Origin of the sequence: Colwellia ponticola (assembly GCF_005885605.1) — a bacterium.
GTDB lineage: Bacteria > Pseudomonadota > Gammaproteobacteria > Enterobacterales > Alteromonadaceae > Colwellia > Colwellia ponticola.
The window spans coordinates 676,276-692,539 of the sequence record NZ_SZVP01000001.1 but is presented as its reverse complement, the minus strand read 5'-3'; the positions used below and the strand labels follow the sequence as shown (position 1 = coordinate 692,539).

Annotated in this window: 13 protein-coding genes; 6 read left to right on the top strand and 7 right to left on the bottom strand. The window is 38.6% G+C overall.

Annotated elements, in window-relative coordinates; translation table 11 throughout:
- Positions 1-57: 57 nt before the first annotated feature.
- From FCS21_RS02905 to tyrS, 7 genes are all read right to left on the bottom strand, one after another.
- The gene (locus tag FCS21_RS02905; protein ID WP_138620454.1) at positions 58-582 is read right to left on the bottom strand and encodes a nitrous oxide reductase accessory protein NosL; all 525 of its coding nucleotides are present in this window, start codon (positions 580-582) and stop codon (positions 58-60) included.
- Positions 582-1,400: an ABC transporter permease gene (locus tag FCS21_RS02900; RefSeq protein WP_138620453.1), complete on the bottom strand. Its 819-nt coding sequence runs from the start codon at positions 1,398-1,400 to the stop codon at positions 582-584. Before FCS21_RS02900 ends, FCS21_RS02905 begins: the two co-directional genes overlap by 1 nt.
- Positions 1,400-2,341 (bottom strand): ABC transporter ATP-binding protein, encoded by a 942-nt coding sequence (locus FCS21_RS02895; RefSeq protein ID WP_138620452.1) that lies wholly within the window; start codon positions 2,339-2,341, stop codon positions 1,400-1,402. Before FCS21_RS02895 ends, FCS21_RS02900 begins: the two co-directional genes overlap by 1 nt.
- Before the next feature lie 3 nt (positions 2,342-2,344).
- On the bottom strand, positions 2,345-3,757 hold the full coding sequence (locus FCS21_RS02890; RefSeq protein ID WP_222927939.1) for a nitrous oxide reductase family maturation protein NosD: 1,413 nt from the start codon (positions 3,755-3,757) through the stop codon (positions 2,345-2,347).
- A 456-nt stretch (positions 3,758-4,213) separates the two neighbouring features.
- Positions 4,214-6,124, bottom strand: a complete 1,911-nt coding sequence (nosZ, locus tag FCS21_RS02885) for a TAT-dependent nitrous-oxide reductase (RefSeq protein ID WP_138620451.1) — start codon at positions 6,122-6,124, stop codon at positions 4,214-4,216.
- A gap of 93 nt (positions 6,125-6,217) precedes the next feature.
- Entirely contained in the window at positions 6,218-8,356 is a 2,139-nt protein-coding gene (nosR, locus tag FCS21_RS02880; RefSeq protein WP_371287201.1) for a transcriptional regulator NosR, read from the bottom strand.
- Between the two features lie 447 nt (positions 8,357-8,803).
- Positions 8,804-10,003 carry a tyrosine--tRNA ligase gene (tyrS, locus tag FCS21_RS02875; protein WP_138620449.1) on the bottom strand — a complete coding sequence of 400 codons (1,200 nt, stop codon included), beginning with the start codon at positions 10,001-10,003 and terminating at the stop codon, positions 8,804-8,806.
- Between the two features lie 376 nt (positions 10,004-10,379).
- On the opposite strand from tyrS, the gene FCS21_RS02870 reads away from it, so the two are divergent.
- The 6 genes from FCS21_RS02870 to oxyR all read left to right on the top strand — a co-directional run bounded on the left by FCS21_RS02870 (position 10,380) and on the right by oxyR (position 16,155).
- Complete coding sequence (locus tag FCS21_RS02870; RefSeq protein WP_138620448.1) at positions 10,380-11,897, top strand: peptidoglycan DD-metalloendopeptidase family protein; 1,518 nt, start codon at positions 10,380-10,382, stop codon at positions 11,895-11,897.
- Positions 11,890-13,110 carry an anhydro-N-acetylmuramic acid kinase gene (locus FCS21_RS02865; protein WP_138620447.1) on the top strand — a complete coding sequence of 407 codons (1,221 nt, stop codon included), beginning with the start codon at positions 11,890-11,892 and terminating at the stop codon, positions 13,108-13,110. The genes FCS21_RS02870 and FCS21_RS02865 overlap by 8 nt, the downstream gene beginning before the upstream one ends.
- A gap of 109 nt (positions 13,111-13,219) precedes the next feature.
- Positions 13,220-13,411 carry a hypothetical protein gene (locus tag FCS21_RS02860; RefSeq protein WP_138620446.1) on the top strand — a complete coding sequence of 64 codons (192 nt, stop codon included), beginning with the start codon at positions 13,220-13,222 and terminating at the stop codon, positions 13,409-13,411.
- 710 nt (positions 13,412-14,121) lie between these two features.
- Positions 14,122-14,247 carry a hypothetical protein gene (locus FCS21_RS17100; protein ID WP_281279948.1) on the top strand — a complete coding sequence of 42 codons (126 nt, stop codon included), beginning with the start codon at positions 14,122-14,124 and terminating at the stop codon, positions 14,245-14,247.
- A 254-nt stretch (positions 14,248-14,501) separates the two neighbouring features.
- Entirely contained in the window at positions 14,502-15,119 is a 618-nt protein-coding gene (locus tag FCS21_RS02855; RefSeq protein ID WP_138620445.1) for a LysE family translocator, read from the top strand.
- A 136-nt stretch (positions 15,120-15,255) separates the two neighbouring features.
- Complete coding sequence (gene oxyR / locus FCS21_RS02850) at positions 15,256-16,155, top strand: DNA-binding transcriptional regulator OxyR (protein ID WP_138620444.1); 900 nt, start codon at positions 15,256-15,258, stop codon at positions 16,153-16,155.
- The last annotated feature ends 109 nt before the right edge of the window (positions 16,156-16,264 follow it).

Here is a 16,264-nt window from a genome sequence, read left to right as displayed (position 1 = left end):
TGATTTCAATGAAATATCATTTCATTGTTTAGGCAGGCACTACAAAGGTCACGCTGTCTACCATAGACTGTCTTGGTTAATATCTTTAAAGCTTAATACGCTACCACCAAACTCATCAGCAAATGCCTGAGCATCGCTTTGTAAGCTAAAACTAGCTAAGGTTTTACCCATAGCGCCAGTTTTTTCCGAGCCAGTGACAAACCAAGCGGTTTTTGCATCAATAAAGTGGTTATCATTAATACTGTCACTACCCCATGGCATTTTACTCATATCATGTACCATTATTTGGCTAACGTTACGGGTATTTTCGGGGTCTAAATAATAACTAAACATGTCACGGGTAGAGCAAAATTTATAGACTTTTGCGCCTTGTTCTTTTCTAAAAACTTCACCCTTAGGGCCATCAAAGTGGGTAATCAACATGCCGCATAAATGGCACTCATCACTGCTTTCCATAGCAACGGCTTTATGAATAACGGCTTGCTGTGCTGAATCATCAGAACAAGCCGGTAGGGTAGCAAATAGTACTAACGATAAAATAAGACCACTATAGTGAGTCAGTTTTTTAAAAAAAGCGGGCATTACAATTTTTTCCTTTTGAAAATAAAGATAGCAATAGTTAAGGGTAAAGCAACCCAAGCAAGCAAAGCAGTAAATAACAAGCCTTGAGAAAGACTAGCATTAATGGCAACAGCAAGTGCACCATTAACATCACTACTATCAAGTCCTGATAGGTTGACTAAACGAAATATATCGGCAGGATTAAGCATCATTAATTGCGTTAAACCTGCTTGGCTAATGCCTTGTTCAACCCCTACAAGTAAGGCTAATAGCGCTAAATCAAAAGCTAAGGCAAACAAAAACCAAGTGATTAAAGCGAAACCAGCCGCTTTAGATTTTTCACTGACCGATAAGCTAATTAAATAGGCAATAGCGGTAAAACTTAATCCTAATAAAATAGCGCTGAAAATAAACACTGAAAAGCTGGTTAACACCTGTATATCGCCAAGTTGACTATACAGTAATAGCGCTGACGAGCCAAAACCTAGTAAGGTCGCCAGAGCAATAATGCTACCTTGACCAATAAATTTACCCAGCAATAATTGACTTTTACTAATGGGGTAGGTCAATAACAATAATAAGGTGCCACTTTCTTGCTCACCAACAAAACTATCGTAACTCAGTAATAAGGCAATCAACGGGATAAGAAATACCGCTAAACTGGCTAAACTGGCCACTGTGGTGGATAGTGATGCAACACCAACAGCGCCAGATGCGGCAGCACCAAAGTAAGTTAGTCCAAGCGATAATAGTGCGAAAATCAAGGTAATAGAAATTAACCAACGGTTTCGTAAACCATCGTGAAATTCTTTATTGGCGACTGTTAATATCTGTCTCATTATTTCTTCTCCTTGGTCACAGACCCTGCTGGCTCGTGTTTCGAGAGGAAGTGCTGATAAACTTGTTCTAAGTTGGCGGTTTCTACTTGTAAGTCGCTTAAGCCCTCAAGGCTAAGGAGTTGTTTTAATACGTTGAGTTTTTCTTGTTCAGGTACCCATAAGGTGTCTGGACATTTAGCCGTTAAAAACTGGCTCAATTGACTATCATTACTGACAGAGCCATTAAGCCCTGAAGGTTTTATGGCAACAGGTAAAGCGGCTTGCTGACGTAATTCAGCTAATGTGCCCATGGCTAATAACTGTCCGGTAGATAAAATCATGGCACGATCAATATGCTGCTCAACACCGGGTAAAACGTGTGAGCATAAAATCACACTAGAGCCGGTTGATTTTAACTGGTCAACGGTTTGGTAAAAATCGCCGGTAGCGATGGGATCTAAACCGACCGTAGGCTCATCAAGTAAGAGCAATTTAGGCTCGCCGATAAAAGCTTGCGCTAAACCCAAACGTTGACGCATACCCTTTGAATAGGTTTTTACGGGTCTTTTCATGGCGTGAGTAATGCCAACTTGTTCAAGTAAGGCCATCGCGTGTTTTTGCGCATGTCCCTTGGCAAAACCTTTTAATTTGGCAAAGTAAGTTAATACTTCTAAGCCAGTAAGTTGCTCATAAAAACTTACGTTTTCAGGTAAGTAACCAACTTTACTGCGACAATGCCAAGCTTCTTTTGAATCAGGTGCCATGCCCATTACTTTAACGTTACCCTGACTAGGTGAAATAACCCCTAAAATGAGCTTCATCATGGTGGTTTTACCAGCGCCGTTATGGCCAAATAAGCCCATCACTTCGCCTTGGTTTAAGTGCATAGTGACCGACTTTAATGCATCGAGTTGCTGGTAGCTTTTACCTGCATTGGTCAGTGAAACTAAAGGGGTATTCATAAATTATTCCTTCAAACTTGCGCTATTTACAGGCTGGGCAGAGTTATGTGGTGACGTTTTATTTAGCGTTGCTGTCGATGTTGAAACGGCAAGTGATGTGTCTGCTTGTGGGTCTTTTGATAAACTGGGTGCGCTCATTAACGGAAAGCTGTCTTTAACGCCTGGAGGTTTAAGGACCGGAAATTGTCTTTGCACCCAGCGCAAAATTAAAATAGCAGGACTGTCCATAATCATTTTCATTTCAGGGTATTGCCAGACGAGTTTATCTATACCATCGTTTGGTTCAAAAATAGTATCGCCAATACCGTTATTGTCCATATCCCAACCTAAATAATTACTCCAGTAGTTGCCCTTACCCTCTTTACTCCATTCTTGTTTTTTATTAGAAACATACTTAACTTGCGTCGGGTTATTAATGAAACTATTGCCAAATATCTCCACATTTTCTGAACCGGCAGTCAGGTGAATGCCTATTTCAGCGGTATCAATACTATTGTGTTTTATTATGTTGTAGCCAGAATTATAAATAAATAAACCTTTACCATCACGACCCAGTACTTTGTTTTCAGGTTTAGTCCACACATCTTTAACATGGTTATAACTAAATGTTGATTGGGTAATGAAGTTCATCAAAAAGCCATAATCTTGGCTATTAGTGGTGGTGTTCCCTGTAATCGTTAAACGACGAGAACTCATCAAGGCAAAACCCGCACGGGTATTGTAGGCGGTATTGTTTTTGACGGTATTGTCGTAAGAGTACATATAGTGCACACCATAGCGTAAATGGTGCATGGTGTTTTGCTCAATCAAGTTGTTTTGGCTGGAAATAACGTAAATACCATCACGGGTGTTATAGGTTTCATTATTAAAGACATGACTATGGGTTACGTTGGCCACTTGTATGCCATTACCGCGATCGGCTGAGCGTAGTTTGGTATTACCGCTGACTGTGTTACCACTAATTTCAGCGTTGGTGACATGGTTTAACCAAATGCCAAAACCATCACCTGATAGCTTGTTATTTTTAATAAGTAAATGGGTGGCTAGTTCATTATTAATTTTTTCGTGTGAATAAATACCTGAATTTTGCTCTGTTAAATCATCCCCCCAATTTACAATAGTTAGATTAGCGATAGTGATATGAGAGTTTTTTAATACTAACGCGTGACCTTTTCCTTGGGCATCAATAATTGCTGTTTCACCTTTAGCACCGCGTAAGCTGATTTGTTTACTAATAATGAAGTTACCTAAATAGGTGCCAGTCGTTAAGGTAATAACATCACCATTTTGACTGTTATCTAAGGTTTTTTGTAGGTTGTCGTTAGCTGATAAATGATATTCTTGCGCGGTTAAGTCTAAACTAGACAAGGCAAGTGTTATCAATAATAAAGCGAAAATTTTCTTTAAGAAAAGCAAGGCGATAATTCTTTTAAAGGGCTACTAGAAATAGCATAACACTATTCCGCAAAAATCAGTTGATCTTGATTAAATAACTACGGATAAATTGTGAAAAATGCAATAAAAAAGCCTAACGCTTTTCTTATTAGAGAAGCTATTAGGCTTTTATCAGTTGTATGAGTCGCGTCACAGAACCGGTTCTGGTTTTAATCACGCTATCTATCAGCTTTACGCTTCAACGAACATACGACCACGCATTTCCATACTTGTATTGTATCAGCTGCGTGACAGAACCAGTTCTGGTTTTAATCACGCTACTTAATAGTGCTCGTTCTTGCAGTACTATGCTTCAACAAACATACAGCCACGTCAGCTTTATGCTTCAACAAACATTCTTCCACGCATTTCCATACTTGTATTGTATGAGTCGCGTGACAGAACATGTTCTGGCTCTAATCACGCTATCTATCAGCTTTACGCTTCAACGAACATACGACCACGCATTTCCATATGCAACGCGTGACAGAACCAGTTACAGTAATACCACTGAACACCAGGTTTGTTGGCAGTAAAAGTAATAGAAGCTGTTGCTTGAGGAGCTACTTCCATTTGTACGCCGTGGTTAGTCATACAGAAGCCATGAGTTACATCTTCAACCATATCTAGGTTAGTGACAATCACCGTTACTTCATCACCTAGTTTTACGGTGAATTCACTCATACCGTATGTTGGTGCAACGGATGTCATGTAAACACGTACTTTCTTACCGTCGCGAATTACTTTGTTTTGCGTGTAAACATCTACGCCATCTTTTTTCGCTTGCGCATGGGTTTCAGCAAAAAATAAATCGTCACGTGGCCATACTTTAAATGGTTTTAGTTTACTACGGTGAACGATAATACAATCATGCGGTTCAGCGAATGCTGGACCATCATGCACTAGTTTCATTTCATCACCGGAAATATCAATTAACTGATCATTTTCTGGTTTAAGTGGCCCTGTAGGTAAGAATCTATCTTTTGAGAACTTACAAAGCGCAATTAACCATTTACCATCAGTATCACGTGTTTCACCTTGTGATGTGTGGTTATGACCTGGTTGGTAATGAACATCTAGTTTCTGACGAAGGTAATTAACTTTTTTACCATTATGGGCATCAATAGCGTCTTGAACATTCCACTTTGCAATTTGGCTATCAAGGAATAACGTGGTGTAGGCATTACCTCTGTTATCAAAGGCAGTATGAAGAGGACCTAAACCTAATTCAGGTTCAGCAACAATGGCGTCACGTGGTTTAATTTTATCTGAAAATACATCATCTAATTTATCAATAGCAATAATTGATACTGTTGGTGATAATTTACCATTAGCGACAAAGTACTTGCCGTCAGGTGAGGTATTTAAACCATGTGGTGATTTTGGTACTGGGATATAACGCGTTAGAGCCGAGCCTTTACGTCCATCTAATACCGGTACATCATTACCATTATAAGTTTTGAATTTACCTGCTTTTAATGCTGCTTCACAAGCCGCTAAGCTAAAGATAACAACATGGTCACGCTCTGAAGAAATCATGTCGCCTAAGTTCATACCCATTTCTGAGTTGTAACATGTTGAAGCAAAGTATTTACCATCGAAATCAGCATCGGTGTTATCTAAGTTACCATCCACCATTACTTGGAAAGCCATTTCCATGGTTTCAGCATTAATGACGTTGTATAGTGAACGATAGGTACTGACATCTCTCATGCCATCTTTACCGTCGTTTTTCATCGGAATTTCGAATTCACCATTACAAACAACATATTTTGTATACGGTGCTTTTTGTACACGTAAACCATGAACCGCTTGTACGTTAGGTACGGTGATCATTTTGTCACATTTCATGATGTCGCAACGAATACGTGCTACACGTGAGTTCGCTTTATCATTGATAAAAACGTACTTACCATTATAACGACCGTCAGTCATAGACATGTGTGGATGGTGTGAATCACCTGCTAGTAAATGGGCACTGTCGCCTTTAATACGTTTACTTTCGTCAGTTAAACCCCAACCTGTTGCCGCATCAATATTAAATACCGGAATACGCATTAATTCACGCATTGATGGTAGGCCCATGATACGTACTTCACCAGAGTGACCGCCCGACCAAAAACCGTAGTATTCATCTAATTCACCAGGGTGAACAGTAATACTGTTTGCTGCTTCTTTAGCTTTGGCCTTTGCCGATGAAGCAAACATTGCTGCAGTCATTGGTGCTGCGACAACACCAGCGCCAATTATGGCACTTTTACCAAAGAACTTACGGCGACTTTCGTCTTCCAATTTCACATCATTGGAGTTGTTAGCGTTATTGTCTAATCCTAATTCTTCTTTACTCATTGGTATTCTCCACGTTGCTTTTAATTTAGTTAAGCTTGTTAATAGTTAATTTTTACTTTTATTATTACGTATCTTTTATTCGTTATTGATGGCTTAGCCAACATTTACCGCAGGTATTTCAGTTTCTTTAAACTTTGCTTTCTTTCTTGCTAATTTTTTCAATGGCGGACATTTTTCTTCATTAAAGTAAGTTACTTGGCAATCAAGACAGTAATGACATTCGCGCATATTAATAACTCCGTCAGGATTAATCGCTTGAATTTCACACTCTTTAGCACAGGTTTTACAAGGCTGACCACATTCAGGGCGACGACGTAACCAACTAAATAAACGAATGTTATTACTGGTTGATAACGCTGCACCTAATGGACACAAGTAGCGACAGAAGAACTTACGATTAAAAATATTAATCAGTAGTAACACTGAGGCATATAAAACAAATGGCCATTCGCGATCAAATTTCAGTAAAAAGGTCGTTTTAAAGGGTTCTACTTCAGCGAATTGCTCAGCTAGTGCTAATGACTCCATTGATAAGCCAAAAAGTGCCAATAAAATTAAATATTTAATAGCCCATAAACGTTCATGTACAGCCCAAGGCAGTTCAAATTGTGGGATTTTAATATAGCGAGCAAAGACGTTCATTAATTCTTGTAATGCGCCAAACGGGCATAACCAGCCACAGTAAACTGCACGTCCCCATAGCAGCATAGTCACTGCAGCAGCGCCCCAAAGAATGAAAATAACAGGGTCAAGTAAGAATAAATCCCAAGAAAAATCAGACATAAAAGATTGTAAGAAGGTAAATACGTTAACAACCGATAGTTGCCCGCCCCATGACCAACCAATAAACACCACGGTAACAATTAAAAATGCGTGACGGAAGTTGTGCATGAAAGTAGGATGTCTAACTAAAATATCTTGAAAAAACAGGCTCATAACTACAATGACGAGTAATATTATTAAAATGACTACTTCGACTTCTTTTTCTTTCCACACTTGTTGAACCAGTGTTAATTCTGGCTCAGGCATAATCACAGCAGGACGGTCTAAATATTTATCTAAGGTATGGTAATCAGCTTTAAAACTGGTAAAAATACTATCTAATGGACCAGTTTGGCGACGAACAAGTAACTCTAATTGCCAGTCAGACGCAGGATTAAATTGGTGATGTTCACGGACAATAAAGATAGAACGTTCGCTAAAACTTGGCGCGCCTTCAATATAAATATCGGGTATACGGCTATGATCTAAATCTCTAAAAGCAAAAGCATTATTGTTTTGTAATATTTGAATACGATCGAAAATAGCGCCGCGCACATAGCCAGAGCCTTTAAATGAATAACCTGAGCCCATTAACGCTAAGGCATGCTCTCCCGGCTTTAGTGAAGATATTAGGTAGTCGTATTCACTATCACCCAATAAATTACGACCTATGGTGGGAATATTTAATTGCGCAAAATAAACCTCAGCAAACATGTCTTGTTTTTGCTCAGCAGTCGCTTCATCAACATGTTCAGCTGCAGTGCCAACAAAAGCTTCGTCAACGGTTTTTCTATTTAAGTATAATTTACGAATAGAGCCGTCACCAGTGAGTGTTGTCCAATTGGCTTTTTCAAAAATGTCAGGGTAAATAGTGCCCATGGGCTGGATAACTTCTTGAGAAGCACTAATAATACCAAGAGCACGAGCTACGGTAGTGGCTGATTTTACAATACCGACATTCATCACCATTACGGTAACTGTTGCGCCAGAAAGGCCATCAAGATGGATAACGTTTTCGGTTTTGTTACCACCCACTTTTAAGCGGTCGCTAACATGTAAACCGTCATACTGGTCGGTAAATTTATGTAATTTACTTTCGGGAATACCGGCTAAAATAATAGGTTCGTGGTGTTCTAATACTTTTGCGCCTAAATAAACGCCTGTAGCATCAATAGCGACTAGCATATTGACCGGCTCACCTGAATAAGCAGGAATTCTAGCTATATCATTGGTTTCAAAAGCGTAACCTAAAATAATTTCGCCCTGGCTATCTTTTTTGTAAACGGTCCACACTAAAGGGCCGCCCTCTTTAATAACTTGTTTTTCACTAATGCGTGTTTGTTCAGCAAAAATCTCTTTAATAATAGGCATAGGCGCTTTAGGTTCGCTAACAAAAAGTGCTTGCGTGGGCATGGCAATACAAAAAAGCAGCACTAACATTCGAGTTAACACTAGCCTGAGTGTAGACATTGCTTGTTTAGATAGCAGTGGTATTAGGTTATAACGTTGATCTACTAACATGACATCGCCAATATTTGTGTTTTTTACAGTATGGCAAAAAAATGACCAACTGCGACAATATGTCACAGTGTACGCCTCAGCTTTAAAATCGTTATGATACAGATCAAGCTATTGTAAACAAATGTACGTAATCAATTATAGGTTAAATCCTTATGTTTTTTAGGGGTATAGGGAGTGTTTTGTAATTTATAGAGATAATTTCAAAGGGGTAGATAAGGTGTTGCTTATGTTTTTTATATGAGTGATAAATGGTAAGTTTTTTGTTCGAAATGACAGGGGTAACTTGTCGCAGTAGCTAAAAAGATTAGTGACACGGGAAGGTTATTAATAAAAAAGCCAGTCATATAATGACTGGCTTTTCGATTTTTATTTGCCTAGTAAGGTTACGTAGCTAAATTAATTGACAGTAATACGGGCAAACTTGCGTTTACCTACTTGGTAAACCGCAGTAGCGCCGGTGACAATCGTTAAATCACGCTCAGTAATTTTTTCGCTGTCTATTTTAGCCGCACCTTGTTTAATCATTCTAAAAGCCTCTGAGGTACTAGCGACTAAGCCGGCTTCTTTTAGTAAATTAGCAATGGCTATCTGACCATTTTCAGCCGTGATAGTGAGCTCGGGCATATCTTCAGGTAATGCACCTTTTTGGAAACGGTTGATAAACTCATCGTGGGCAGTTTCTGCTGCAGCTTTATTATGAAAACGCGTGATCAGTTCTTTGGCTAAATCAATTTTTACATCACGTGGGTTTTTACCATTTTCAATGTCAGTTTTATACGCTTCAATTTCAGTCAGTGGTTTAAAGCTAAGTAATTCGTAGTAACGCCACATTAATACATCTGAGATTGACATGATTTTGCCAAACATATCGGTAGGGCTTTCGGTAATACCAATATAGTTACCCAATGACTTAGACATTTTTTGTACGCCATCTAATCCTTCAAGTAATGGCATCATTAAGACGGTTTGTGGGCGTTGACCTTGTGATTTTTGTAATTCACGACCCATCAATAAATTGAATTTTTGATCAGTACCACCGATTTCTACATCGGCCTCAAGGGCAACAGAGTCCCAACCTTGCACCAACGGGTACATAAACTCATGAATAGCGATGGCTTGACCGCTGGCATAACGCTTTTTAAAGTCGTCACGCTCCATCATACGGGCAACAGTTTGATGAGAAGCAAGCTGTAACATACCAGCAGCGCCTAACCTGTCCATCCATGTTGAATTAAAAGCAACGGTTGTTCTTTGTGGATCAAGTATTTTAAACACCTGTTCTTTATAGGTTTCTGCATTGGCCAATACGTCTGCTTTACTCAATGGTTTACGGGTAACATTTTTACCACTTGGGTCACCAATCATGCCGGTAAAATCGCCAATTAAGAAAATAACCTCATGACCTTGTTGTTGAAATTGGCGTAATTTATTCAGTAATACCGCGTGACCTAAATGCAAATCAGGTGCTGTTGGATCAAAACCAGCCTTAATTTTTAATGGTTTGCCAGTTTTTAATTTCGCGAGTAATTCTTCTTCTACTAAAATTTCTTCTGATCCGCGTTTTAGCTCGGCGAATGCTTGGTTAACTTCGGTCATTAGGACTCCACTGATTGGCTTTAATCCCCAGTCCACTGATAAACGGCGATAATCAATGCCTTGCCGCTAAGTCTGTTAATGCTTGCTTAGTGGTCAATAATTTAATGGACTGGGTATTTTAATTAGATAATGTAACTAGGTAACATAACTAGGTAACGTTTTTAATGATTCAATTCTACTGCACTTTGCTGGAGGTATGAAACCTTATAATGTCTTTTTTAGTAGACAATGGGTAATATTGTTCATTTACTAGGATAAGCTGTTTAAATAGTATGTCCTAATTGCCACGATTACGGTGAGTTATAACAGTATTTTTGTTGTAGTTTTGGTATAGTCATTAGATTACTTGTATTTTTATTTAGTTATAATTTCCGCTATGAAAACGTCGAGCACTATTCTTTTGAAAAAATTAGTCAATATATTCCAAAATTTACCCAAGCTACATCGTTCGATAATTATTGCCAGTAGTTGTTTGTTATTACTTTTATTAATCTTACCTTCAGGTGAAGAAAGTACTGGTGGTGAAAATATTCAAATAGGACAACGCATTGAAGTATCGTTGCCTGAATCTGTCGTAGGTAGTGGTGGCACATCAATAGTGACTACCCCCAAGCATAGTGCTTTGCCGCAACGTAATATCATTAATCCTAGTAAACCCAATACGAAGGTAATTGCCGAGCAATTGCCTTCGTTAGTTAACCAGCAAAATGTTCAAGAAGGCAATTTAGCGAGTAGCACCTTAGAAAAAAAGACTAAAGTTATCGATTCAATAGAAGAATTTGCTAATTTAAGCTGGCAAACCGTTAAGGTAAATAGTGGTGACTCATTAGCGTTAATACTAAAGCGCTTAGGTTTTAGTGCTCAAACGACTTATGCGGTTAGTACGGCACAAGGTAAAGACAGCGACTTGTTAAAAAAATTAAATGTCGGTGATCAGTTACGTATTGCTAGCAATGAAACTCAGCAATTGGCGGCACTAGAATACCCTTTGTCTAAAACAGATACCTTATTTATTAACTTAGTAGGTAATAGCTATCAATCACATCGAGAAACTAAAGAAGTAGAAATACGAGAAGGCTTTAGCTACGGCATTATCAGTTCTAGTTTTTGGAATGCTGGTGTTAGCGCAGGGTTAAGTGACAGTCAAATTATTAACTTTGCTAATGTTTTTGGTTGGGATATCGATTTTGCTTTAGATATACGCGCTGGTGATAGTTTTTATATTACCTACGAAAAAAAATATATTGAAGGCGAATATATAGGGACAGGTAACATTTTAGCGGCAGAAATAACCAACCAAGGAGAAGTGTTTCATGCAATTCGTTTCACCGATGATGAATATTACAGCCCTGATGGCCGAAGTATGCGTAAAGCTTTTTTACGTGCCCCGGTTAATTTTAAATATATAAGTTCTAGTTTCAAGCCAAAACGTTTTCATCCAGTACAAAAACGCTGGAAAGCACACCGTGGTATAGATTACGCGGCAAAAACAGGTACGCCAGTCGTTGCTGCGGGTAACGGTAAAGTAACGCATTCTACTTATAATAAGTACAATGGTAATTATGTGTTTATTCAACACGGTAATGGCATAGTCACTAAATATTTACATTTTTCTAAACGAGCAGTAAAACAAGGTCAACGGGTTAAGCAAGGGCAAGTTATTGGTTATGTTGGTGCTACGGGCTTATCGGCTGGCCCTCATTTACATTATGAATTTTTGCTCAATGGCGTGCATCGCAATCCTCGTACGGTGAAGTTACCTGATGCTAGACCGATCGCTAAAAAGTATAAGAAAGCATTTACCAATTTAGCCGCCGAACGTCTACAAGCCTTGTCGGGTGCTAAAAATGCTTTACTCTCAACCCAAACAAGTGACATAGCAGCTAATGATTAATCAACAGAAGGTGCAAGGTCAGTACTATATTGGTTTAATGTCAGGTACCAGCGCGGATGGTATCGATTTAGCCTTAGTCGATTTTTCTCAGACTGATAAACCCCCTATATTGCGTGCTAGTTTTTACCAAAGTTATAGTCATACTATTACCAAGCAAATAACCTCACTTTATCAGCCAGACACTAATGAGGTGGATCGGGCTTTTCATTTAGATAGTAAGTTAGCGCATTTATTTGCTCAGGCGATTAAGTCGTTGCTTAACCAAGAGCAACTAACTCCTGATGATATTATTGCCATTGGCAATCATGGACAAACTATTCGCCATCGACCCAGTGGTAATTATCCATTTACCTTACAAATAGGATGTTGCCAAACATTAGCTATGCTAACGGGTATACGCGTAGTTGGGCAATTTCGTGTGAAAGATATGGCACTAGGTGGTCAAGGTGCGCCTTTAGTACCTATTTTTCATCAACAGTTATTTCGTCAATCAACGCATGCCAATTTTGTGGTAAATATAGGGGGGATCGCCAATATAACCTATTTACCTGCACAAGGAGCTAAGCAAACTGTGTTAGGTTTTGATACAGGACCAGGTAATGCCTTACTTGATGATTGGTTTAGTAAACATCACCCAAACAGTGAAGATAAATTTGACAAAAATGGTACTTGGGCAAGCAAAGGGCAAGAGAATCACGCGTTGCTGACACAATTTTTGCAAGATAATTACATTAAAGAAGTTGCCCCTAAAAGTACTGGTAGAGAATACTTTCATCTTGATTGGCTTGAACAACAATTAGCCGTATTTACCGCAAGTACTCAGTCGCAATATGAAACAGTAGCTAACAACGTTGTTAATAAAGTGGCGAATAAAACACTGACAGCGGTTGATATTCAAGCGACATTATTAGCTTTTACTGCGCACAGTATTAGTGATGCTATTACGGCGCTAACATTACAGGGTAATGTCTACTTATGCGGCGGTGGGGTACATAATAATGCTTTAGTTAATGCCCTTAAGGAGCGTTTACATACCTGTGCTAATTCACTTGAGCTGAGTAATATACAAAGTTTGAATATCGATGGAGATATTTTAGAGGCGATGGCCTTTGCTTGGTTTGCCTATGCTTTTGATCATGGCTTTAAAAGTAATTTACCTGCGGTGACTGGCGCACGGGCAAGTTGTACCTTGGGTAATAGCTTTAATCCGTAAATATTTCAAACTTTCTGTATAAAAAATGAACTAATTGGTTCTGGTTCGTTCTAATTAACACCACTGACGAGAGCTAGTCTCTCGCGATAATTAGTATCGAGGAGGACTTATGGAGTTTAAAGATATTCATATTGGTATGAAATGTGGCAGTAAAAAAGGTAGCGGCACTGTTACTTGGCTTGATGGTTCAACATATACTGTTTACATGGTTGATTGTAACAATAATAATAGTTTCGAAGTAAACATCAACGATATTATTGAAGATCCACAAGCACATAATAAAGAAGATTCTTATTATTAGTTTCATTAGGGGATATTGATATTTGGTACTTTTTTTAGCGTTTTGTTGGGTATTTATACAAGGATGTAATGCAAATAAAAAGGGCATAACGCTATAAAAATGACCAGGATATCCTATCTGAAGGATTCGGCTACACACTATTCCCCGCGACTAAAACGCTTTACTCCTATGGTATAAAGACGAGTAAATTTAATCTTGAAAGTTCAATAGCGCCTCATATAAGTTAATAATAGCACTGCATTTTATTTTACATAATTAAAAACCCAACAGCATTTATTTGGTGTTGGGTTTTTATTGGTTGTCTAGTAACAATTTTATCAATTTACCACACTGATCAAACTCATGCTTTTATCGACTTTGGTTGAGCGTGCTTACTGCCGGTATTTTATCGCGAGATTTATTCGACAAATTCAATAGCAGACGGACACGCTTGGCCTACATTATTACCAGTAGCCTTATGTTCTTTTTTTATAGTCTATATTGTAATGCTCTAGGAATAGACTGGGCGAATAATCCTTATTATTAAGTCGCTTAGGTAGTTTTTTAAGGCGATCAATCACTAAAAAAAGTACCCCCTGTGTTTTGTAAAACGGCTTGTTATGGTGTTGTAAAGGTTGATTTAGATCAACTTTTTCTGTCTATAGCTTTTAATTTCAGCTAAAATGTGCGCCGTATTTTAGTCAATTATTTGTTGTATAGGAAGCTAGACCATGTCACACCACGAAGAAGACTTTAAAGAAACTACCTCTGCCATTAATGTAGCAATGATATTATTAGCATTTGCCGGTACCGGTTTATTACCAATGCTTTTACATTGGACTTCACTGTTAAGCTAACTTAAATTAGTTCATGTTAAGTTAACGGCAATTACTGTTGAGAAGGTGCTCTTCTCACAGTAATTAATGTTGTAGCGTAAACTAATTTTTCGATGTTACCTTAATCAACTATCATTATTCTCCGTTGATAACCCTCACTTTATTACTTATCATTACGCTCTCGATAACACCCCACGCTAGCATCAGAAAATAGTCCCGTATTAGTTAAGGTGTCAGTCAGTTATCCTTTTATAATTTAACTTAAGGTAAATTATATGCTTGATTTAGCGATGCTTGCCGTTTTTATTCCAACCTTCTTTTTTGTTTCTATCACCCCAGGCATGTGTATGACCTTAGCCATGACCCTTGGTATGAGCATTGGTGTACGTCGTACATTGTGGATGATGATGGGGGAGCTTATTGGTGTCGCTATTGTCGCTATTGCGGCAGTACTTGGTGTGGCTACTATTATGCTTAACTACCCTGATATATTTGAGCTATTGAAATGGCTTGGGGGGACTTATTTAGTATATATTGGTGTAAACATGTGGCGCGCAAAAGGTAAAATACCTATAGGCGAAAATAAGCTAAGTGATGTAAGTCGCAGTGCTTTATTTATGCAGGGGTTTGTTACCGCCATTGCTAACCCGAAGGGGTGGGCTTTTATGATATCACTACTGCCGCCTTTTATTAGTGTTGATCGCGAAGTGGCGCCACAGTTACTGGTTTTACTCAGTGTTATCATGTTTACAGAATTTACCAGCATGATGGCCTATGCAACGGGTGGTAAAAGCCTGAGAAGATTGCTAAGTCGCGGTGATAATATCAAATGGATGAATCGTATTGCGGGTAGCTTAATGATGGGTGTCGGTATTTGGCTAATTATTGGCTAATATTGACAAATATATCGCTAATTTTATTCTTTATTCACAGTTTTTGACCTTATACACAAGGAAACTCGCTTTCCCTCGCTGAGCATAATACTATAGTTAAAACCCTCTTTTTATTATTAATTGATAGGCTTTAACTATGATTAAATTGCGTGACTTAGAATATTTAACCGCTATAGATAAACACAAACACTTTGGTAAAGCAGCACAGTCTTGTTTTGTTAGTCAGCCTACCCTGAGTGGTCAATTAATGAAATTAGAAGAGCAGTTAGGTTTACAGCTAGTCGAGCGCCACCGTCGTAATGTTATGCTAACACCAGCAGGTGAACAACTGGTTAAAGAAGCACGTAAAGTACTGCAAGCGGCAGGGCAGTTTGAATCTTGCGCTAAAGCCTTACTTGACCCGTTTGCCGGTGACTTGCATCTAGGTTTAATCCCCACATTAGCGCCTTATTTATTGCCACATATTATGGCCAACTTAAATACTGCTTTACCTAACATAAATTTTTTCCTTCATGAAAATCAAACTAAAGTACTGTTAGAGCAATTAGATCAAGGAAAATTAGACGTACTGATTTTACCTTACCTTGCTGAGATGGAAAAATTCGAGTCTTATCAGCTATTCGATGAACCATTAATGCTGGCAACACCAAAAAATCATCCACTCGCTCAGAAAAAAAACTTATCACTTGCTGATTTACATAATGAGAAAATTCTTACTTTAGCCGATGGTCATTGCCTGAAAGATCAAGCAATGGGATATTGCTTCTCCGCTGGTGCGAAAGAAGATAATAGTTTTCAAGCAACCAGTTTAGAAACACTGCGTCATATGGTCGCTAGTGGTATGGGTATTACTCTACTGCCAGCGCTTGCTGCCCAAGGGAACTTAGCTAGTAATACTATTCATTATGGTCAGTTTAAAGCGCCGGTACCTGTGCGAGGCATTTCCTTGGTGATTAGGCCTAATTACTCGCGTATGGAATGTGTTCGCGCAATAGTGGCTAGTGTTCGAAAATCGCTTAGTGATATTATTACTTAACCTTACTCATTAACCATTTCCCAAGATCAACAGACTTTAGTGTTTTCTCATCATCACGAGCATGACACGACTAACTCTATCAATAGCTTTAACCTATCAATATCATAAT

Excerpts from the sequence above, each read along its gene's own strand:
- FCS21_RS02905 (WP_138620454.1), bottom strand. The coding sequence starts at position 582 with ATGCCCGCTTTTTTTAAAAAACTGACTCACTATAGTGGTCTTATTTTA.
- FCS21_RS02900 (WP_138620453.1), bottom strand. The coding sequence starts at position 1,400 with ATGAGACAGATATTAACAGTCGCCAATAAAGAATTTCACGATGGTTTA.
- FCS21_RS02895 (WP_138620452.1), bottom strand. The coding sequence starts at position 2,341 with ATGAATACCCCTTTAGTTTCACTGACCAATGCAGGTAAAAGCTACCAG.
- nosZ (WP_138620451.1), bottom strand. The coding sequence starts at position 6,124 with ATGAGTAAAGAAGAATTAGGATTAGACAATAACGCTAACAACTCCAAT.
- nosR (WP_371287201.1), bottom strand. The coding sequence starts at position 8,356 with ATGTCTACACTCAGGCTAGTGTTAACTCGAATGTTAGTGCTGCTTTTT.
- tyrS (WP_138620449.1), bottom strand. The coding sequence starts at position 10,003 with ATGACCGAAGTTAACCAAGCATTCGCCGAGCTAAAACGCGGATCAGAA.
- FCS21_RS02870 (WP_138620448.1), top strand. The coding sequence starts at position 10,380 with ATGAAAACGTCGAGCACTATTCTTTTGAAAAAATTAGTCAATATATTC.
- FCS21_RS02865 (WP_138620447.1), top strand. The coding sequence starts at position 11,890 with ATGATTAATCAACAGAAGGTGCAAGGTCAGTACTATATTGGTTTAATG.
- FCS21_RS02860 (WP_138620446.1), top strand. The coding sequence starts at position 13,220 with ATGGAGTTTAAAGATATTCATATTGGTATGAAATGTGGCAGTAAAAAA.
- FCS21_RS17100 (WP_281279948.1), top strand. The coding sequence starts at position 14,122 with ATGTCACACCACGAAGAAGACTTTAAAGAAACTACCTCTGCCATTAAT.
- FCS21_RS02855 (WP_138620445.1), top strand. The coding sequence starts at position 14,502 with ATGCTTGATTTAGCGATGCTTGCCGTTTTTATTCCAACCTTCTTTTTT.
- oxyR (WP_138620444.1), top strand. The coding sequence starts at position 15,256 with ATGATTAAATTGCGTGACTTAGAATATTTAACCGCTATAGATAAACAC.